The following is an 18392-nucleotide window of genomic DNA, read 5'->3' on the forward strand; positions in this document are numbered from 1 at the left end:
GCGAGGCTACAGGAGCATTTCCGGCACGATCGGCGCGATCAGCCTGTTGTAGAAGCGCTGGAAGAAGGTCGCCTCCGGCTCGGAGGTGAGGACCATCTCCTTCTCGCCGTCGGTGGTGAGCCACTCGACGGCGCCGGTGTCCTTGGCCAGGCGCAGGCGGTAGGAGTTCTGCACCCTGCTGACGTTGATCACGCGCAGCAGCTCGCGCGCCAGCTGCGGACTGTCGATCAGCACGCCCATCTCGGTGTTCTGGGTGGCCGAGCGCGGGTCCAGGTTGGCCGAGCCGATGAGGAGGCGGGTGCGGTCGATGGCCGCGGTCTTGGCGTGCAGGCGTCCCAGCGAAGTGCCGAAGGAGCCGAAGCGCTTGCTCGCGGTGGTGCGTTCGGGGCTCAGCTCGTAGAGGTCGGCGCCCGATCTCAGCAGCCGTTGCCGATAGCGCACATAGCCCGTGTGGACCAGCGGCTCGTCGTTGGCGGCCAGCGAGTTGGTCAAGAGCACGACCTTGACCTTGCGCTGGGCCAGTTCCTCGAAGGCCGCCATGCCCTTGTCGCCCGGCACCAGATAGGGCGAGGTCATCTGCACCTCGTTCTTGGCGCCCAGCAGGATGGTCCACATGCGCATCGTGACGCTGGTGGCCAGGGCTTCGTCGGCTGTCATGGTGGCGGGCTTGGTGGGCGGATCCGCCACCGCATTGGCCCAGCCCCACAGCAGGCCCATGCGGCCGCCGTCGAGCTCTTCGGCGATCGGCCCGTAGCCGAGGATGTCGGCGGGCGGCAGCACGATCTTGGGCGGCGGCGCGGCCATGCCGATCCAGGAATCGAACTCCGCCGTCCCGGGCGTTCGGCCGCCCTCGCCGCGCACGATGTCCTCGATCGGCCAGACCTGCTCGCTGTTCCAGTAGGCGTCGAAGATGGATTCGAGCTGCGGCAGCACCTTGCCCACCACCACCGCGTCCATGTCGATGAAGTTCTGCGCTTCGCTGAGCACGAAGTACTCGTCGGCGATGTTGCGCCCACCCACCACCGCCATCACGCCGTCGGCGATGAACAGCTTGTTGTGCATGCGATGGTTGAGCCGATAGATCTCGTGCGGCGAGGCGACGAAGCGCGAAAGGAAACCGTCGCGGCCGCAGCAGAAGGGATTGAAAAGCCGCACGTCGACGTTGGGCGTCTGCGAAAGCGCCAGCAGCAGGTACTGGCTCTTGGCCGTGTAGAGGTCGTCCACCAGCACGCGCACCTTGACGCCGCGCGCCGCGGCCTCGCGCAGCGAGCGCATCAGCAGCCGGCCGACGGCATCGTTCTCGAGCTGGTAGTACTGCACCACCAGCGAGCGCTCGGCCCGCTGTGCGAGCTGGATGCGTGCATCGAGCGAGTACACGCCGAGCGGCATCAGGCGAAAGCCGGAATGCTCGTCCGGCGGCGTGGATGCGGCGACGATCTTCGCCAGCGTGGTCGACGGGTCCGCCGGCGCCGCATGCTCCGCGGGCCGCTCCTTGGCCGGCGGCAGCGAGCCGCAGGCGCCGAGCCCAGCGGCCAACGCGCACAGCAGCGCGATGCGCAGCAGATGGACCAGTGCGGTCATGATCTTTCCCCTCTTTGATCTGTTATTAATACGGCAGCGCACGCCTGCCGGTTTCACCTCTGCCCGCGCAACGCGTCCGGGTTCTAGAATTCGCCATGCCCCCCCCGGAGTTACATCATGACCCGCTGGATTCTCGCGCGTATCGCCGCATCTGCGCTCGCAAGCCTCGCACTTTCTCCAGCCTTCGCCGCTCTCGACATCGGCGACCCGGTGCCCAAGTTCACGGCCACTGCGGCGCTGGGCGGCAAGACCTTCCGCTACTCGCTGGCCGACGCACTGGCCAAAGGGCCGGTGGTGGTTTATTTCTTCCCGGCGGCCGGCACCACGGACTGCAACATCGAGGCGCACGCTTTCGCCGAGGCGATTGGCCAGTTCGAGGCGGTGGGCGCCACGGTGATCGGCGTCTCGGCCGACGACGTCGACACGTTGAAGGACTTCTCGGTCAAACAGTGCCAGAGCAAATTCCCGGTCGCCTCCGACCAGTCCAAGACGGTGATCCAGGGTTTCGATGCGCTGATGCAGACGCGCCCGGATTTCGCCAACCGGCTTTCCTACGTGATCTCGCCGAACGGCACCGTGGCCTACTACTACCAGAACCTCAATCCCGACAAGCACGTGGAGCGCATGCTCAATGCCGTGAAGGCGCTGGCGAAGTCGACCGCCAGCCGCTAGCGGGTGCTGCGGGCGGCGGCCGGCCGCTTTCGCGCACAATTTCGGCCATGCAACTCCATTACATCGGCAACCAAAACATCGCTTCCTCCTCCGGCCGCACCCTACCGGTGATCGACCCCTCCGACGGCCAGACCTTCGACGAACTGCAGCGCGGCAATGCAGCCGACATCGATGCCGCCGTGCGCGCCGGGCGTCATTGCTTCGAGACCCACTGGCACAAGAAGAGCGCGGCCGACCGCGGCCGGCTGCTCTACCTGCTCTCCCAGAGAATCGCCGCGCACGCCGACGAGCTGGCGCTCATCGAACAACGCGATTGCGGCAAGCCGGTCAAGCAGGCGCGTGCCGATGCCCTGGCGCTGGTGCGCTACTTCGAGTTCTACGCCGGCGCCTGCGACAAGCTGCACGGCGAGACCATCCCCTATCAGGAGGGCTACAGCGTCTTCACCTGGCGCGAACCGCACGGCGTCACCGGCCACATCATTCCGTGGAACTACCCGATGCAGATCTTCGGCCGCAGCGTCGGCGGCGCGCTGGCCGCAGGCAACGTCTGCGTGGTCAAGCCCTCGGAAGACGCCTGCCTGTCGCTGATCCGCGTCGCGCAACTCGCGGCGGAGGTCGGTTTCCCGCCTGGCGCGATCAACATCGTGACCGGCTACGGCCACGAAGTCGGTGATGCGCTGGCGCGCCACGAGGGCATCGACCACATCAGCTTCACCGGCAGCCCGAAAGTGGGCACGCTGATCCAGCAGGTCGCGGCCGAGCGCCACTGCCCGGTCACGCTCGAGCTCGGCGGCAAGAGCCCGCAGATCATCTTCGCCGACGCCGACCTGGGCGCCGCCATTCCGGTGCTGATCAACGCGATCGTGCAAAACGCCGGCCAGACCTGCTCGGCCGGCTCGCGCGTGCTGATCGAACGCGAGATCTACGAGCCGCTGCTCGAGCGGCTCGGCCATGCCTTCGAGGCGCTGCGCGTCGGCCCCGCCGCGATGGACCTCGACGTCGGCCCGCTGATCCGCCAGACGCAGCAGCAGCGCGTCTGGGACTTTCTGTCCGATGCCCAGCACGCCGGCATTCCGATGGTGGCGCAGGGCGTGGTGGTCGACGAGGCGCCGGAAACCGGCTTCTACCAGGCGCCGACCCTGCTGCGCGACGTGCCGGTGGGGCATCGCTTGGCGCAGGAAGAAGTCTTCGGCCCGGTGCTGGCCGCGATGGCGTTCAGCGACGAGGACGAGGCCGTGGCGCTCGCCAACGCCACGCAGTTTGGCCTGGTCGCCGGCATCTGGACCGAGAACGGCGCGCGCCAGTTCCGCATGGCCAAGCGCGTGAAGAGCGGCCAGGTGTTCATCAACAACTATGGCGCGGGCGGCGGTGTCGAACTGCCCTTCGGCGGCGTCAAGTCCTCAGGCTATGGCCGCGAGAAGGGCTTCGAAGCGCTCTACGGCTTCACCACGCTGAAGACCGTGGCCGTGCGCCACGGCTGATCATCATCATCAGCCGAGGGCGGTGTCCAGCAGCATCATCAGCACGAAACCCACCATCAACCCGCCCGTCGCAAAGGCCTCGTGGCCCTTGCGGTGGGACTCGGGAATGATCTCGTGGCTGATCACGAACAGCATCGCGCCGGCGGCAAAACCCAATCCCCAGGGTAGCAAGGCGGCCGACCCGCTCACGATCGCTGCGCCGAGCACGGCACCCACCGGCTCGACCAGGCCGGACGCCATGCCGAGCCCGACCGCGAAAGGCCGCCGGTAGCCCGCGGCGAGCAGCGCCACCGCAACCACCAGGCCTTCGGGCACGTCCTGGATCGCAATGCCGGTCGCCAGCGCGCTGCCGCGCAGCGCATCCCCGCCTGCGAAGCCGACGCCGATCGCCAGGCCTTCGGGCAGGTTGTGCAGCGCAATTGCGAACACGAACAACCAGGTGCGGCGGAGCACGCGTGCGTTCTGCCCCTCCACGCCCTTGATGAAATGCTCGTGCGGCAGCACGCGGTCCAGCACCAGCAGCGCGAGCGCGCCGAGCAGGATCGCGCCGCCGACGATGCCACCGGCACCCCACGCATCCGCACCCGCGGCGCGCGCGGCGGCAATGCCGGGGATGATCAACGAGAAGGCGCTGGCCGCCAGCATCACGCCAGCGCCGAAAGCGAACAGCGTGTCCTGCGCGCGATCCGACAGACGCTGCGAGAACAGGATGGGCAAGGTGCCCAGCGCGGTCGCGAGCGCGGCCACCGAGCCGCCGGTCAAGGCCTGCAGCACCACCGGGCGACTGATCACGAACTGCCAGAACTGCGCACCCAGCACCAGCACGCCGGCCAGCACGATCGAGATTCCGACCAACTGCCGCAGCGGCAGCACGGGGCGCTTGGCGGCGCTGGCAAGGGATGAGCTGTTGTCCATGAGCAAATGATAATAATTCTCATCTGGTTCATGCTTCAGGAAATTCAATCCCGGCGATAGAGCGCCGCCGGCGAGGTGCCTACACTTGCGCGTTCCTATTTCCCCGGAGACATACCGAATGCGCGTCAAGGACAAATCCATCATCGTGACCGGCGCCGGCGGCGGCATCGGCGAAGGCATCGCAAAGCGGCTGGCAGCCGAAGGCGCGCAGGTCGTCGTCAACGACATCAATGCCGCACTCGGCGAACAGGTGGTCGAAGCCATCCTGCGCGCCGGCGGCCGGGCCTCTTTCTTCGCCGCCGACGTCACCAAGTCGGCCGAAGTCAAGGCGCTGGTCGAGGCCGCGGTCCAGCGCCACGGCAAGCTCGACGTGATGGTCAACAACGCTGGCTGGACGCACCGCAACCGCCCGGCACTCGAAGTGAGCGAGGACGAGTTCGACCGCTGCTACGCGGTCAATGTGAAGAGCATCTACCTGTCGACCGTGCATGCCGTGCCGGCGTTGCGCGCCAACGGCGGCGGCTCCTTCATCAACATCGCCTCCACCGCCGGCGTGCGGCCGCGTCCGGGCCTCACCTGGTACAACGGCTCGAAAGGCGCGGTCATCACCACCAGCAAGTCGCTCGCCGCCGAATTCGGCCCCGACAACATCCGCGTGAACTGCATCAACCCGGTGTTCAACCCCGACACCGGCCTGGCCGCCGAGTTCGCCGGCGGGCCGATCACCGAGGAGCGCAAGGCCAAGTTCCGCGCCACCATCCCGCTCGGCCGCTTCTCGACCGCGCTCGACGTGGCCAATGCGGCGCTCTACCTGGCCAGCGACGAGGCGTCCTTCATCAGCGGCGTCTGCATCGAGGTCGACGGCGCGCGCTGCGTCTAGGGAAAAGGCGGCGCAGACCGCCCGAACGAATCCCATCCGCAACGAGGAGACAAGAATGATGAAGCCATTCAAGCGCTGCCTGCGCCACATCGCGGCCGGCCTCTTCTTCGCGGGGCCGCTGCTGGCCGCCGCGCAATCGCTGCCGACCACCAGCCCCGAGCGCGTCGGGCTCTCCAGCGAGCGCCTGCAGATGCTCACCGACGTGCTCAAAGCAGACGTGGCGGCCAACAAGATCCCCGGCGCCGTATTGCTGGTGGCGCGGGGCGGCAAGGTCGCCTGGTTCGAGCCCATCGGCCGGCTCGACCCGGCCGCCGGCACCCCGATGCCGCGCGACGGCATCTTCCGCATCTACTCGATGAGCAAGCCCATCACGACGGTCGCCGCGATGATGCTGGTCGAAGACGGGCGCATGAAGCTCGACGACCCGGTCGCGATGTACCTGCCCGAGTTCGCCAACATGACGGTCGGCGTCGAGAAGCCGGGCAGCGACGGCAAGCCGGTGCTCGAGACCGTGCCGGCACGCCGGCCGATCACGGTGTACGACCTGATGCGCCACACCTCGGGCCTGACCTACGGCTTCTTCGGGCCCGGGCTGGTCAAGCAGGCCTACAACGCAGCCAACCTGCATGCCGGCGATCCGAGCAATGCGGAGTTCTCGCAGCGTCTGGCCAAGCTGCCGCTGGCCTATCAGCCCGGCACCACCTGGGACTACAGCTACTCGACCGACATCCTGGGCCGCGTGGTCGAGGTGGTGTCGGGCCAGACGCTCTACCAGTTCGAAAAAGCCCGCCTGCTCGATCCGCTCGGCATGAAGGACACCAGCTTCTACGTGAGCGATGCGCCGCGCCAGCAGCGCATCGCGGAACCGTTGGCGAGCGACCGCAGCTTCGGCGTCGGCGCCGAGTTCAGCGACCCGCGCGTCGTGCAGAAGGCCGAATCGGGCGGCGGCGGCATGGTGTCGACAGCAGCCGACTACGCGCGCTTCCTGCAGATGCTGCTGAACGGCGGCACGCTCGACGGCAAGCGCTATCTGGGCCCGCGCACGCTGGGCCTCATGGTGTCCGACCATGCCAACGGCGGCGCCGGCATCGCGCCCGGGCCGCTCTACCTGCCGGGTTCGGGCTACGGCTTCGGCTTGGGCTTCGCGGTGCGCCGCAGCGACGGCGAAGCACCCTACCCGGCCGCCGCCGGCGAGTTCAACTGGGGCGGCGCCGGCGGCACCTACATGTGGGTGGACCCCGAGAACCAGATGTTCGTGGTGCTCATGCTGCAATCGCCCAAGCACCGGGTGCACTACCGCAGCCTGCTGCGCAACATGATCTACGCCGCCGTGGTCAAGTAGCCTTGAAAAGGCGTCCGGCCGGGCTATGCGTTAAATTGCCCTTCCCATGAACAAGCACGTCGTCCACGTCTCCGAGATCGGCCGCGCCCGCCGCGTGGCGGCACCGGAGCGCGCCGTGCCGGCCACCGGCGTGCTGCTCGACCGCCTTTCGCGCCCGCTCACCGACCTGCGCATCAGCGTCACCGACCGCTGCAACTTCCGCTGCAGCTACTGCATGCCGAAGGAAGTGTTCGACAAGGACTACCAGTACCTGCCCCACAGCGCCCTCCTGAGCTTCGAGGAGATCACGCGGTTGGCGCGCATCTTCGCGACGCATGGCGTGCACAAGATCCGGCTCACCGGCGGCGAGCCGCTGCTGCGCAAGAACCTGGAAGTGCTGGTGGAGCAGCTGGCCGCCATTCGCACCCCGCAGGGCGCGCCGCTGGACCTCACGCTGACCACCAACGGCTCGCTGCTGGCGCGCAAGGCCGAGGCGCTGAAGGCCGCCGGCCTCAATCGCGTGACCGTGAGCCTCGACGGCCTCGACGACGCGGTGTTCCGCAGCATGAACGACGTCGACTTTCCGGTGGCCCAGGTGCTCGCGGGCATCGATGCGGCCCATGCCTCGGGCCTCGGCCCGATCAAGGTCAACATGGTCGTCAAGCGCGGCACCAACGAGCAGGAAATCCTGCCGATGGCGCGCCGCTTCCGCGGCACCGGCGTGGTGCTGCGCTTCATCGAATACATGGACGTCGGCGCGACCAACGGCTGGCGCATGGACGAGGTGCTGCCCTCGGCCGAGGTGGTGGCACGCATCGCCGAGGAATTCCCGCTCGCGCCGCTCGAAGCCAGCGCGCCCGGCGAAACCGCGCAGCGCTGGGCCTATCGCGACGGCGGCGGCGAAATCGGAGTCATCAGCAGCGTGACCCAGGCCTTCTGCCACGACTGCAGCCGCGCGCGCCTGTCGACCGAAGGCAAGCTCTACCTGTGCCTGTTCGCCAGCAGCGGGCACGACCTGCGCCCGCTCCTGCGCGGCGATGCCGACGATGCGCAAATCGCCTCCGCCATCGGCCACATCTGGCAAGGGCGCACCGACCGCTACTCCGAACTGCGCGCATTGCGCGGGCCCGACACCGATGCGGCCGCGCCGCGCCGCGTCGAGATGAGCTACATCGGCGGATGAGCGCGCTCGCCACCATTGCCGCCAGCGAGATCACCGGCCTCGTGCTCGCCGGCGGGCGCGGCTCGCGCATGGGCGGCGTCGACAAGGGCCTGCAGAACTTCAACGGCACACCGCTCGCGATGCATGCGCTGATGCGCCTCGGCATGCAGGTCGGCGAGCTGATGGTCAATGCCAACCGCAACCTGTCGGCCTACGAATCCTTCGGCGCACCGGTCTGGCCCGACGGCCTGGCCGACTACGCCGGGCCGCTGGCTGGCTTCCTGACCGGGCTGGAACGCTGCGAAACGCCCTATCTGCTGACCGTGCCCTGCGACACGCCGCTGTTTCCGCTCGACCTGGCGAGCCGATTGGGCGAGGCCTTGCTGGCCGACCAGGCCGAGATCGCCATGGTGAGCGCGCCCGAAATGGCCGCCGAGTCCGATGGTGCATCGGCGCTGCGCCCGCAGCCCGTGTTCTGCCTGCTGCGCGCCACGCTGCTTGAAAGCCTGGTGCGCTTCACCCAGGACGGCGGCCGCAAGATCGACAAGTGGACCGCGCAGCACCGAACGGTGCTGGTGCCCTTCGACCGGCCCGGCGACGCGCCCGACGCGTTCTTCAACGCCAACACCTTGACCGAGCTGCACGCGCTCGAAAACCGATGAGCCGCATCGCCGAGATCGCCGCTGCCCTGGCCGGCTACGACCCGAAAGCCCTGGGCGTCGATGCGGTGCAGGCCTTCCTGGCTCGCCTCGCCGAACCGGCCGTCGTCACGCAGAGCGAGCGCATCGCACTGCGCGACGCGCTCGGCCGGGTGCTGGCCGAGGACATCATCTCGCCCGTCAGCGTGCCGCCGCACGACAACTCGGCAATGGACGGCTTCGCCTTCGACGGCGCGCTGCTCCATGCCGACGCATCGAGCGATGCCTCGGTGAAGCTGCGCGTGGTCGGCACGGCGCTGGCCGGCGCCGCCTGGCGCGGCACGCTCGGCCTGGGCGACGCCGTCAAGATCATGACCGGCGCCATGATGCCCGCGGGCCTCGACACCGTGATCCCGCAGGAGTTCTGTTTCGTCGAGGGCGACCAGGTCCGCTTCCCGGCCAAGGTGCTGCGCCGCGGCGACAACCGCCGCCTGGCCGGCGAGGATCTGATGCAGGGCCAGGCCGCATTGCAACGCGGCGAGCGTCTCTCGCCCGCTGCGCTCGGCATGGTCGCCAGCCTCGGATTGCCGATGGTGCCGGTGCTGCGGCGCCTGCGCGTGGCCTACTTCTCCACCGGCGACGAGATCCTGAGCTTGGGCGAGCTGCCGCGCGAAGGCGCGGTCTACGACAGCAACCGCTACACCGTGTTCGGCCTGCTCACGCGCCTGGGTTGCGAAGTGATCGACCTGGGCCTGGTGCGCGACGATCCCGCGGCGCTGGCCGACACGCTGCGCCGCGCCGCGCGCGAGGCCGACGCGATCATCACCAGCGGCGGCGTCAGCGTCGGCGAGGCCGACCACACGCGCGCCGTGATGCAGCAGCTGGGCGACATGGCCTTCTGGCGCGTCGCGATGCGGCCCGGCCGGCCGATGGCGGTGGGTCTGATTCCCAAGCAAGGCGAAGCCGAGGGCACGGCCGTGCTGTTCGGCCTACCGGGCAATCCGGTTGCCGTGATGGTCACCTTCCTCGCCTTCGTGCGTCCGGCCCTGCTGCGGATGATGGGCTGCCACGCTGCGGGCTGCGCGCCGCCGCCCATGCTGCGCGCCAGGAGCGTGGCCGCGATCCGCAAGAAACCGGGCCGCACCGAGTACCAGCGCGGCCGGGTGGAGGCGGTGCCGGGATCGCTGCCCGAGGTCCGCATCGCCGGCAACCAGGGCTCGGGCGTGCTCAGCTCGATGGTCGAAGCCAACGGCCTGGTGGTGCTGCACCATGAGCAAGGCAGCGTGGCCGCGGGCGACGCGGTCGACGTGATGATGTTCGACGGCGTGGGCTAGTCCGCGCGGGAGATGCGCATGCTCGCAGCGCGAATCGAATTGATGCAGCAGATGCCGATCTTCGGCGCCATCGGCGCGGAGGCCATCGAATTCCTGCTGGAGCCCGCGCCCGTGATCCGGGTCGCCGCCGGCGACTTCTTCTGCCGCGAGGGCGATCTGGCCGACGGCATGTACGTGCTCGAAAGCGGCCGTGTGACGATCTCGAAAAGCTGGCAGGGCCGTCAGCTGCTGCTGCGCCGCCTCGGCCAGGGCGACTGCTTCGGCGAGATGGCGCTCCTCGATCTGTTCCCTCGCAGCGCCTCGGTGCGCGCCGACGAGGACTGCAGCGCGATCCGGATCACGTCGGACAATCTGCTGCGCCTGTTCGAGCACGATGCGGAGCAATTCGCGTTGATCCAGATGAACATCGGCCGCGAGCTCAGCCGTCGCCTGCGCATCACCGACGAGCTGCTGTTCCGGGCGCGGATGGGCGAAGCACTGGACGAGCCCGAGCGCATCAACACCCTGCCCGGCCCTCTCTAGATCCGCCCCAGCGCCCGCTCCACGCCCTTGTTGGCCAGCATGTCGGCGCGCTCGTTGCCCGGGTCGCCCGAGTGCCCCTTGACCCAGCGCCACTCGATCTGGTGGCCGCCCTCCGCCACCAGCTTGTCCAACTCCTGCCAGAGTTCGACGTTCTTCACCGGCTGGTTGGTCGAGGTGCGCCAGCCCTTGGCCTTCCAGCCGCGGATCCATTCGGTGATGCCCATGCGGACGTACTGGCTGTCGAGGTAGAGCACGACCTTGCAGGGGCGCTTGAGCGCGCGCAGGCCTTCGATCACGGCCTTGAGTTCCATGCGGTTGTTGGTGGTGTTGAGCTCGCCGCCGAAAAGTTCCTTCTCGGTAGCACCCGACTTGAGCCATGCGCCCCAGCCGCCGGGACCGGGATTGCCCTTGCAGGCGCCGTCGGTGTAGATCTGTACTTCGTTCAAAAAAAGACTTCCTCGTTGTGATCGGTGACTGCGTCGCGATGCACCTTGCCCGCGATCGGCACCGGCGCGCTGGCGCGCTGGGCCGCGCGCCGCCAGTCGGCGCTCAAGACCCGCATGCCGCGCACCCGCTTGACCGCGACCAGAAAATAGACCGCGCCGAAGATCGGCCACCAGCGCTCGCCGGCCGTGTCGAACCAGCGGCAGCGCTCCAGCCAGGCCTCGCTGCGCACCGCCGGCCGGTAGATGCCGAAGTTGCCCGACTCGACCTCGAAGCTCAGCAAGCGCAGCCAGTCGCGCATGCGCCGATAGCCGATGAAGTCGCCGGACTCGGGCAGGAACAGCTCGCCGAAGCCGAGGCGCCGGTAAAGATGCGCGCGGCGCTGCCGCATGCCCCAGAGGCTGGCCGGATTGAGACCGCAGATGACGACGCGGCCTTCGGGCACCAGCACGCGCTCGACCTCGCGCAGCGTCGCATGAGGGTCGTGGCTGAGTTCGAGCGCATGCGGCAACACGACCAGATCGAGGCTGTTGGCCGAAAAAGGCAGCGCCGTGAAGTCGGTGACCAGCGCGCTCTGCGCCGCCAGCGCGGGATCGTCCAGCGCCAGCCAGCGATGCGGCATGCGGTTGGCGCGCAGCCCGGCGACCTCGGCCAGCCCCAGCTGCAGCGCGTGGTAGCCGAACACATCGGCCACGGCCTGGTCGAACTGGGCCTGCTCCCAGGCCAGCAGGTAGCGGCCGGGGGCGGTCGCGAACCAATCATGCAAACCTATAATTTGACCGCTCATGACCCTCGTTCCGCTGCCCGCCTTCGCCGACAACTACATCTGGATGCTGCAGGACGGTCGCAACGCGATCGTGGTGGACCCGGGGGATGCCGCGCCGGTGTTCGAAGCACTGGCGCGCGGCAATCTGCAGCTGGCCGCGATTCTAGTCACGCACCACCACCCCGATCACACCGGCGGCGTCGCAGCGCTGCACGCGGCCACCGGCGCGCGGGTCTTCGGTCCGGCGCGCGAGACGATCCCGGCGCCCTTCACGCGACTCTCGCAAGGCGACGGTGCCGAGGTGCTGGGCCTTCGCTTCGAAGTGATCGACATCCCGGGCCACACCGCCGGCCACATCGCCTTCTTCCTGCCGGCCGATGCGCACAACGCAGTCGCCGGCGAGCTCGCGCCCTTGCTCTTCTGCGGCGACACGCTGTTCTCCGCCGGCTGCGGCCGCCTGTTCGAAGGCACGGCCGCGCAGATGCTGGCCTCGCTCGACGCGCTGGCCGCGCTGCCCGGCAACACCCGCGTGTGCTGCGGCCACGAATACACACTTGCTAACCTTCGATTCGCGCAGACCGTGGAACCCGGCAACGCCGATCTGACTCAGTACACCGCGCATTGCGAGGCATTGCGCGCACGCGGTGAACCGACGCTGCCCTCGCAGCTCGCCACCGAGCGCCTGGTCAATCCCTTTCTTCGCAGCCGCGAAGCCACTGTCCTCCGAGCAGTCCACGCTCATGCCGGCCTCTCCGCGCAAGCCGCGGAAGCCGACGTGTTCGCCGCACTGCGCCAATGGAAAAACGACTTCCGATGAAATTTATCGTTGCTGCCTGCCTCGCAGGCTCCCTGTTTCTCGCAGGCTGCGCGAGCACCACCGGCACGAGCTCCTCCTCCGCTTCCCCTACCTCGCCCACTGCTTCCGGCGCCCCCGCGGCGGCGCCGGTTTATCCCGACGGACCGCTCACGCCCATCACCTCGGGCGACACCAAGTCGCGCTCCGTCGTCACGCTCGCGCCGCCGGCCGACATGTGGGAACGTATCCGCCGCGGCTTCAAGATGCCGGACCTGCAGGGTGACCTGGTCACGGACCGCGAGCAGTGGTATGCGACCCGGCCCGACTACATGCAGCGCATGACCGAGCGCTCGAGCCGCTACATCTTCCACATCGTCGAAGAGCTGGAACGCCGCGACATGCCGACCGAGCTCGCGCTGCTGCCCTACATCGAAAGCGCCTTCAACCCGCAAGCGATCTCCAGCGCCAAGGCCGCAGGCATGTGGCAGTTCATGCCCGCCACCGGCACCGACTTCGACCTGAAGCAGAACATCTTCCGCGACGACCGGCGCGACGTGCTCGCCTCCACCCGTGCGGCGCTCGACTACCTGCAGAAGCTCTACGGCATGTTCGGCGACTGGCATCTGGCGCTCGCGGCCTACAACTGGGGCGAAGGCAGCGTCGGCCGCGCCATCGCCAAGAACAAGCGCGCCGGCCTGCCCACCGGCTACGCCGACCTGTCGATGCCGGCCGAGACCCGGCTCTACGTGCCGAAGCTGCAGGCGGTCAAGAACATCGTCGCCAACCCGGAGCGCTTCAACGCCGACCTGCCGCTGATCGCCAACCACCCTTACTTCCAGACCGTCACGCTCAAGCGCGACCTCGATGTGGCCCTGGCGGCCAAGCTCGCCGACGTGAAGATCGAGGACTTCCGCGCGCTCAACCCCTCCGCGCACAAGCCGTTGCTGCTGGCCGCCGGCACGCCGGAGATCCTGCTGCCCTGGGACAACGCCGCCGTGTTCCAGCGCAACTTCGAGGCCTACACCCAGGGACAGTACGCGAGCTGGACCGCCTGGACCGTGCCCTCGACGATGACGGTGGCCGATGCCGCCCAGCGCGCCGGCATGAGCGAATCCGACCTGCGCGCGATCAACAGCGTGCCGCCGCGCATGCTCATCAAGGCCGGCTCGACGCTGATCGTGCCGCGCGGCGCGCGCGTCCAGGAAGACGTCAATGCAGCGGTGGCCGACACCGGCCACCTGAGCTTCCAGCCCGAGATCGTCACGCGCCGCACGCTCGTGAAGGCCGGACGCAGCGACAGCGTCGCAAGCATCGCGCGCCGCTACCGCCTCAGCCCGGCCAGCGTCGCCGAATGGAACGACGTGAAGACCAGCCACGCCTTCCAGCGCGGCGTCCAGGTCGTGGTCTACCTGCCGGTGAAGGCCGCGGCCGCCGAACGCGTGGGCCGGGGCGCCCGCTCCAGCACGGTGATCGTGACCAGCAAACGCGGCGGCGGCGTGGTCAAGACCAGTGCCGGCAAGGCCGCGCCCGCGGCGAAGACGGCTTCTTCGCCCAAGATCGTGCGCGAGAAGCGCGGCGGCGCGCCTTCGAAGAAGAAGCGCTGAGTCAGAGCTTCTCGGTCTCGCCGCTGCGCGGCTGCCATTTCATGAGGCGCGTTTCGATGATGCCGACGATGCCGTCGAGCGCCAGCGCGAACGCCGTCAACACCACGATGCCGGCGAAGACGGTGTTGACGTCGAAAGTGCCTTCGGCCTGCAGGATCAGGTAGCCGACGCCGCGCGCCGAACCCAGGTACTCGCCCACCACCGCACCGACGAAAGCCAGCCCCACCGAGGTGTGCAGGCTTGAGAACACCCAGCTGGTCGCGCTCGGCAGGTACACCGTGCGCAGCAGCTGCCGCTGGTTGGCGCCCAGCATGCGCGCGTTGGCCAGCACCACCGGGCTCACTTCGCGCACGCCCTGGTAGACGTTGAAGAACACGATGAAGAACACCAGCGTGACCGCGAGCGCCACCTTGCTCCAGATGCCGAGGCCGAACCACAGCGCGAAGATCGGCGCCAGGATCACGCGCGGCATCGAGTTCGCGGCCTTGATGTAGGGGTCGAGGATCAGGCTTGCGGTCGGCGCCAGCGCCAGCCAGAGTCCGCAGGCCAGCCCCAGCAGCGTGCCGATACCGAAGGCCAGCACGGTCTCGAGCAGCGTGGTGCCGAGGTGCCGGTAGATGTCGGCATTGCCCGGCAGCCCGTCGGGAAACAGCAGGTTCGGCGGCACGGCGAAAGGCAGGAACCAGCTCCACACCCGGCCCGCGACCTTGATCGGTTCGCCGAGGAAGAAAGCGAACTGCTGGTCGCGCGAGAGCAGGTGCCATAGCAGCAGCAGCACGATCAGCAGCGCCATCTGCCAGAAGCGCGCATTGCCTTCATGGGGCCTGAAACTCATTCAGGCCGCCTTCCTCAGTTGCTGCGCATAGCCCTTGAGCACCTCGTCGCGCAGCACGTTCCAGATCTGCGTGTGCAGTTCGACGAAGCGCGGATGCGTGCGCACCTCGGCCACGTCGCGCGGGCGCGGAAGGTCGATCGCGAACTCACCGATCGGGTGCGTGGCCGGCCCGGCCGAGAGCACAACCACGCGGTCGCTCATCGCGATCGCTTCATCGAGGTCGTGCGTGATGAAGAGCACCGCTTTTCGTCCTTGTGGGCCCCCGGGCGCTTCGCGCCCACCCCCCGAGGGGGTGAGCACCGGCCTTGGCGCAGCCCGGCGCCCGGCGCTCGGGGCGGCCCAGAGCTCGAGCACCTCGTTCTCCATCAGCTGCCGCGTCTGGACGTCGAGCGCGCTGAAGGGTTCGTCCATCAGGATGATGTCCGGGTCCAGCGCCAGCACCTGCGCGAGCGCCGTGCGCTTGCGCATGCCGCCGGAGAGCTGGTGCGGATAGCGATCGCCGAAGCCGGTGAGGCCGACCCGAGTGAGCCATTGCTCGGCCTGCGCCCTCGCCTCCGCATCGGGCACGCCGCGGTACTGCAGGCCCACCATCACGTTGGCGAGCGTGCTGCGCCACGGCATGAGCGCCTCGGTCTGGAACATGTAGCCGGCCCGCGCATTGATGCCCGCGAGCGGCTGGCCGAACACCTTGATCGTGCCCGAGGACGGTTCGAGCAGGCCCGCACCGACGTTGAGCAAGGTCGACTTGCCGCAACCCGTGGGCCCGACCACCGAGACGAACTCGCCCTCACGGACGCGCAGCGTCGTGCCGGCGACAGCGGTGTAGCGCTGGCCGTGCTCGTCCTTCGAGCGGAAGGTGCAGCTGATGTCGAGGAGTTCGAGCGCGTAGCTGGACATGGGGTGGAAACAAAAAAACCCGGCCGAAGCCGGGTTGCAGAACGTTCGGGTCAGGCTTTGAACCTGTCCTTCGCGCGCCGCGCAAAATCGTTGGTGTATGTCTTCGCGAGGTCGATCTTGTCGGCCTTCACGGTCGGGTCGAAGCTTGCGATGGCACCGAGCGCGGTCTTCGGCCCCTCGGCCGGTATCAGTCCGTCTATGGCGATGGCCTCGCGCACCTTGTCGAACGACGCCAAGTACAGCGCGCGATCGCCGAGCAGGTAGGTTTCGGGCACGGTCTTGATGATGTCGCCCGGCCCCGCGGTCTGCAGCCACTTGAGCCCGTGCACGATGGCATTGGCGAGCGCCTGGCAGGTGTTGGGATGCTTCTGGATGAATTCCGTCGGCGCATAGAGGCAGCCGGCCGGCATCGGGCCGCCGAAGACCTCCTGCGTTCCCTTCAGCGTGCGCGTGTCGCTGATGATCTTCACGTCGCCCTTCTGTTCGAGCATCGTCATCACCGGGTCGGTGTTGCTGATGGCGTCGATCTGGCCGGAGCGCAGCGCCGTCAGCGCGCCGGCCGCGACGCCCACGCCGATAAAGCTCACGTCGCTGGCCTTCAGACCGCCGCGCGACAGCACGAGGTTGGCCACCATGTTGGTGGACGAGCCAGGCGCCGAGACACCGATCTTCTTGCCCTTGAGGTCGGCGATGGTCATGTAGTTCGCCATGTTCTTGGTCGACACGCCGATCGCGATCTGCGGCGCGCGGCCCTGCAGCACGAAGGACTGGAAGAACTGGTTCTTCGCCTGCAGGTTGATGGTGTGTTCGTAAGCACCCGAGCACACATCGGCCGAGCCGCCCACCACCGCCTGCAGCGCACGCGCGCCGCCGGCGAAGTCGGAAATCTCGACATCGAGGCCTTCGGCCTTGAAGTAGCCGAGCTGTTCGGAGATGGTGAGCGGGAGGTAGTAGAACGCGGCCTTGCCGCCGACGGCGATGGAGATCTTCGACTTTTCCAGCTTGGCCTGCGCACGGACCAGCGGCGTCGCGATGGAGGCAGCACCCAGCGTGGCGGCGGCGGTGAAAGTACGGCGATTGAGCATGAAGTGAACCCGCGGCCTTTTGGTTTCTTTCGGAATCGAATCGAGCTTAGGGGCGCCCCCCAGCGCCTGCATCGGGAACATCCCCGTGCGGGTTTTCACGTAAACACGAAGCCGCTAGCGGCCGGCGAACACGATCGCGATGTTGGCCAGAAACGCGAGTGCCCAGACCGCACTGCGCGCCGTACCGATGCCTGCGATGTAGAGCGCGATATAGGCGATGCGCAGCATCACATAGGCGATAGCCAGCAGGTCCAACTGCGCCTGCGCCGCACCGAGTTGATGGGCGATGATCACCGCGCCGATGAAAAAGGGAAGGCCCTCGAAGCTGTTGGACTGCGCGCCCATGGCGCGCGCGCGCCAGCCGCTCTGGCGCGCGGCCCATTCGCGCGGCGTCTCGTTGTCGCGCCGCCTGAAGCTCCCGATCTTGGCGATGTAGGCCGCGGCATAGGGCAAGGCCACCGCGACCAGCAAGCACCAGTACGCCAGCGTCAACGCGGGTGGGTTCATCTCCTGTCGACCAGCGCGTGGGCGATGGTGCCGAGGTCGACGTACTCGAGCTCGCTGCCGGCCGGCACGCCGCGCGCGAGCCTCGTCACCGTCAGGCCGCGTTGCCTGAGCTCTTCGCCGATCACGTGCGCCGTGGCCTCGCCCTCGGCGGTGAAGTTGGTGGCGAGGATCACCTCGCTCACCGTGCCGTCGAGCGCGCGCTCGAACAGCCGCGCCAGGCCGATGTCCTTCGGCCCGATACCGTCGAGCGGACTGAGCTTGCCCATCAGCACGAAGTAATAGCCGCGAAACGCGCCCGTGCGCTCGAGTGCGGCCTGGTCGGCCGGCGTCTCCACCACGCACAGCTTGCTGGCATCGCGGCGCGTGTCGAGGCACACGCTGCAGACCGGCGCCTCGGTGAAGGTGTTGCAGCGTTCGCAATGACGCACATGGGTGGCCGCCTGCTGCAGGGCGCGCGCGAGCAGTTGCGTGCCCTCGCGGTCGTGCTGCAGCATGTGAAAGGCCATGCGCGAGGCCGACTTGGCGCCGACGCCGGGCAGGCGGCGCAACGCTTCGACCAGCGCCTCGAGCGAACTGGAATCGGCCATTCAGTCCTAGAAGGGCAGCTTCATGCCGGGGGGCAGGCCCGGCATGCCGGCCGTGAGCTTGCCCATCTTCTGCTCGCTGGTCTCCTCGGCCTTGCGGACCGCGGCATTGAAGGCCGCGGCCACCAGGTCTTCGAGCATGTCCTTGTCGTCGGCCAGCAGGCTCGGGTCGATGGTGATGCGCTTGACGTCGTGCTTGCAGGTCATCACGACCTTCACCAGCCCGGCCCCCGATTCGCCCTCGACCTCGATGGTGGCCAGTTCTTCCTGCGCCTTCTTGAGGTTGTCCTGCATTGCCTGCGCCTGCTTCATGAGGCCGGCCAGTTGTCCTTTGTTGAACATCGTTGGTCCTGTCGATCGTTGGATGA

At 68.1% G+C, this 18392-nt stretch carries 20 protein-coding genes; 10 read left to right on the forward strand and 10 right to left on the reverse strand.

The features are described 5' to 3' along the window. Positions 1-6 precede the first annotated feature (6 nt). Entirely contained in the window at positions 7-1581 is a 1575-nt protein-coding gene (locus ACSQ89_RS15350; RefSeq protein ID WP_436290218.1) for a phospholipase D family protein, read from the reverse strand. A 117-nt stretch (positions 1582-1698) separates the two neighbouring features. Here ACSQ89_RS15350 and ACSQ89_RS15355 point away from each other — a divergent pair, with 117 nt between their 5' ends. Continuing rightward, positions 1699-2253: a peroxiredoxin gene (locus tag ACSQ89_RS15355; RefSeq protein WP_436290217.1), complete on the forward strand. Its 555-nt coding sequence runs from the start codon at positions 1699-1701 to the stop codon at positions 2251-2253. 47 nt (positions 2254-2300) lie between these two features. Then, the gene (locus ACSQ89_RS15360) at positions 2301-3734 is read left to right on the forward strand and encodes an aldehyde dehydrogenase family protein (RefSeq protein WP_436290216.1); all 1434 of its coding nucleotides are present in this window, start codon (positions 2301-2303) and stop codon (positions 3732-3734) included. A gap of 9 nt (positions 3735-3743) precedes the next feature. Here ACSQ89_RS15360 and ACSQ89_RS15365 read toward each other — a convergent pair whose 3' ends face one another. Then, the gene (locus ACSQ89_RS15365; RefSeq protein WP_436290215.1) at positions 3744-4649 is read right to left on the reverse strand and encodes a ZIP family metal transporter; all 906 of its coding nucleotides are present in this window, start codon (positions 4647-4649) and stop codon (positions 3744-3746) included. A gap of 118 nt (positions 4650-4767) precedes the next feature. On the opposite strand from ACSQ89_RS15365, the gene ACSQ89_RS15370 reads away from it, so the two are divergent. From ACSQ89_RS15370 to ACSQ89_RS15395, 6 genes are read left to right on the forward strand one after another with little or no spacing between them, the layout of a single operon-like run. Next, positions 4768-5529: an SDR family oxidoreductase gene (locus ACSQ89_RS15370; RefSeq protein ID WP_093108856.1), complete on the forward strand. Its 762-nt coding sequence runs from the start codon at positions 4768-4770 to the stop codon at positions 5527-5529. A 58-nt stretch (positions 5530-5587) separates the two neighbouring features. After that, positions 5588-6871, forward strand: coding sequence for a serine hydrolase domain-containing protein (locus tag ACSQ89_RS15375; protein WP_436290541.1), 1284 nt, complete (start codon positions 5588-5590; stop codon positions 6869-6871). 46 nt (positions 6872-6917) lie between these two features. Next, positions 6918-8033, forward strand: coding sequence for a GTP 3',8-cyclase MoaA (gene moaA / locus ACSQ89_RS15380; protein ID WP_436290214.1), 1116 nt, complete (start codon positions 6918-6920; stop codon positions 8031-8033). Beyond that, positions 8030-8674: a molybdenum cofactor guanylyltransferase MobA gene (mobA, locus tag ACSQ89_RS15385; RefSeq protein ID WP_436290213.1), complete on the forward strand. Its 645-nt coding sequence runs from the start codon at positions 8030-8032 to the stop codon at positions 8672-8674. The genes moaA and mobA overlap by 4 nt, the downstream gene beginning before the upstream one ends. Beyond that, positions 8671-9984, forward strand: a complete 1314-nt coding sequence (moeA, locus tag ACSQ89_RS15390; protein WP_436290212.1) for a molybdopterin molybdotransferase MoeA — start codon at positions 8671-8673, stop codon at positions 9982-9984. The genes mobA and moeA overlap by 4 nt, the downstream gene beginning before the upstream one ends. A 51-nt stretch (positions 9985-10035) precedes the next feature. After that, positions 10036-10506: a Crp/Fnr family transcriptional regulator gene (locus ACSQ89_RS15395; RefSeq protein WP_436290211.1), complete on the forward strand. Its 471-nt coding sequence runs from the start codon at positions 10036-10038 to the stop codon at positions 10504-10506. Here the strand turns inward: ACSQ89_RS15395 and rnhA are convergent. Then, a complete protein-coding gene (rnhA, locus tag ACSQ89_RS15400; protein ID WP_436290210.1) occupies positions 10503-10952 on the reverse strand; it encodes a ribonuclease HI in 450 nt (149 codons plus the stop codon). The two genes, ACSQ89_RS15395 and rnhA, sit on opposite strands and share 4 nt — an antisense overlap. Further along, complete coding sequence (locus tag ACSQ89_RS15405; protein WP_244503932.1) at positions 10949-11737, reverse strand: class I SAM-dependent methyltransferase; 789 nt, start codon at positions 11735-11737, stop codon at positions 10949-10951. The genes rnhA and ACSQ89_RS15405 overlap by 4 nt, the downstream gene beginning before the upstream one ends. Between ACSQ89_RS15405 and gloB the strand changes: the two genes are divergently transcribed. Together gloB and ACSQ89_RS15415 are read left to right on the forward strand one after the other, a co-directional pair. Continuing rightward, positions 11736-12533 (forward strand): hydroxyacylglutathione hydrolase, encoded by a 798-nt coding sequence (gene gloB, locus ACSQ89_RS15410; RefSeq protein WP_436290209.1) that lies wholly within the window; start codon positions 11736-11738, stop codon positions 12531-12533. The genes ACSQ89_RS15405 and gloB overlap by 2 nt on opposite strands. Further along, positions 12530-14116: a transglycosylase SLT domain-containing protein gene (locus ACSQ89_RS15415; protein ID WP_436290208.1), complete on the forward strand. Its 1587-nt coding sequence runs from the start codon at positions 12530-12532 to the stop codon at positions 14114-14116. Before gloB ends, ACSQ89_RS15415 begins: the two co-directional genes overlap by 4 nt. 1 nt (position 14117) lies before the next feature. On the opposite strand, the gene ACSQ89_RS15420 is transcribed toward ACSQ89_RS15415, so the two are convergent. The 6 genes from ACSQ89_RS15420 to ACSQ89_RS15445 all read right to left on the reverse strand — a co-directional run bounded on the left by ACSQ89_RS15420 (position 14118) and on the right by ACSQ89_RS15445 (position 18366). Beyond that, positions 14118-14951, reverse strand: coding sequence for an ABC transporter permease (locus tag ACSQ89_RS15420; protein ID WP_093108864.1), 834 nt, complete (start codon positions 14949-14951; stop codon positions 14118-14120). Further along, on the reverse strand, positions 14952-15848 hold the full coding sequence (locus ACSQ89_RS15425; RefSeq protein WP_093108865.1) for an ABC transporter ATP-binding protein: 897 nt from the start codon (positions 15846-15848) through the stop codon (positions 14952-14954). Positions 15849-15898: 50 nt separating this feature from the next. Continuing rightward, on the reverse strand, positions 15899-16933 hold the full coding sequence (locus ACSQ89_RS15430; RefSeq protein ID WP_093108866.1) for an ABC transporter substrate-binding protein: 1035 nt from the start codon (positions 16931-16933) through the stop codon (positions 15899-15901). A 114-nt stretch (positions 16934-17047) separates the two neighbouring features. Beyond that, entirely contained in the window at positions 17048-17440 is a 393-nt protein-coding gene (locus ACSQ89_RS15435) for an MAPEG family protein (RefSeq protein WP_436290207.1), read from the reverse strand. Beyond that, positions 17437-18027 (reverse strand): recombination mediator RecR, encoded by a 591-nt coding sequence (gene recR / locus ACSQ89_RS15440; RefSeq protein WP_093108868.1) that lies wholly within the window; start codon positions 18025-18027, stop codon positions 17437-17439. Before recR ends, ACSQ89_RS15435 begins: the two co-directional genes overlap by 4 nt. Before the next feature lie 6 nt (positions 18028-18033). Next, positions 18034-18366: a YbaB/EbfC family nucleoid-associated protein gene (locus ACSQ89_RS15445; RefSeq protein WP_012747441.1), complete on the reverse strand. Its 333-nt coding sequence runs from the start codon at positions 18364-18366 to the stop codon at positions 18034-18036. Between the last annotated feature and the right edge of the window lie 26 nt (positions 18367-18392).

Origin of the sequence: Variovorax sp. LjRoot175 (assembly GCF_964253805.1) — a bacterium.
Classification (GTDB): Bacteria; Pseudomonadota; Gammaproteobacteria; order Burkholderiales; family Burkholderiaceae_C; genus Variovorax.

Bases quoted from the DNA above. Each gene is read 5' to 3' on its own strand.
- ACSQ89_RS15350 (WP_436290218.1), bottom strand. From the start codon at position 1,581: ATGACCGCACTGGTCCATCTGCTGCGCATCGCGCTGCTGTGCGCGTTG.
- ACSQ89_RS15355 (WP_436290217.1), top strand. From the start codon at position 1,699: ATGACCCGCTGGATTCTCGCGCGTATCGCCGCATCTGCGCTCGCAAGC.
- ACSQ89_RS15360 (WP_436290216.1), top strand. From the start codon at position 2,301: ATGCAACTCCATTACATCGGCAACCAAAACATCGCTTCCTCCTCCGGC.
- ACSQ89_RS15365 (WP_436290215.1), bottom strand. From the start codon at position 4,649: ATGGACAACAGCTCATCCCTTGCCAGCGCCGCCAAGCGCCCCGTGCTG.
- ACSQ89_RS15370 (WP_093108856.1), top strand. From the start codon at position 4,768: ATGCGCGTCAAGGACAAATCCATCATCGTGACCGGCGCCGGCGGCGGC.
- ACSQ89_RS15375 (WP_436290541.1), top strand. From the start codon at position 5,588: ATGAAGCCATTCAAGCGCTGCCTGCGCCACATCGCGGCCGGCCTCTTC.
- moaA (WP_436290214.1), top strand. From the start codon at position 6,918: ATGAACAAGCACGTCGTCCACGTCTCCGAGATCGGCCGCGCCCGCCGC.
- mobA (WP_436290213.1), top strand. From the start codon at position 8,030: ATGAGCGCGCTCGCCACCATTGCCGCCAGCGAGATCACCGGCCTCGTG.
- moeA (WP_436290212.1), top strand. From the start codon at position 8,671: ATGAGCCGCATCGCCGAGATCGCCGCTGCCCTGGCCGGCTACGACCCG.
- ACSQ89_RS15395 (WP_436290211.1), top strand. From the start codon at position 10,036: ATGCCGATCTTCGGCGCCATCGGCGCGGAGGCCATCGAATTCCTGCTG.
- gloB (WP_436290209.1), top strand. From the start codon at position 11,736: ATGACCCTCGTTCCGCTGCCCGCCTTCGCCGACAACTACATCTGGATG.
- ACSQ89_RS15405 (WP_244503932.1), bottom strand. From the start codon at position 11,737: ATGAGCGGTCAAATTATAGGTTTGCATGATTGGTTCGCGACCGCCCCC.
- ACSQ89_RS15415 (WP_436290208.1), top strand. From the start codon at position 12,530: ATGAAATTTATCGTTGCTGCCTGCCTCGCAGGCTCCCTGTTTCTCGCA.
- ACSQ89_RS15420 (WP_093108864.1), bottom strand. From the start codon at position 14,951: ATGAGTTTCAGGCCCCATGAAGGCAATGCGCGCTTCTGGCAGATGGCG.
- ACSQ89_RS15425 (WP_093108865.1), bottom strand. From the start codon at position 15,848: ATGTCCAGCTACGCGCTCGAACTCCTCGACATCAGCTGCACCTTCCGC.
- ACSQ89_RS15430 (WP_093108866.1), bottom strand. From the start codon at position 16,933: ATGCTCAATCGCCGTACTTTCACCGCCGCCGCCACGCTGGGTGCTGCC.
- ACSQ89_RS15435 (WP_436290207.1), bottom strand. From the start codon at position 17,440: ATGAACCCACCCGCGTTGACGCTGGCGTACTGGTGCTTGCTGGTCGCG.
- recR (WP_093108868.1), bottom strand. From the start codon at position 18,027: ATGGCCGATTCCAGTTCGCTCGAGGCGCTGGTCGAAGCGTTGCGCCGC.
- ACSQ89_RS15445 (WP_012747441.1), bottom strand. From the start codon at position 18,366: ATGTTCAACAAAGGACAACTGGCCGGCCTCATGAAGCAGGCGCAGGCA.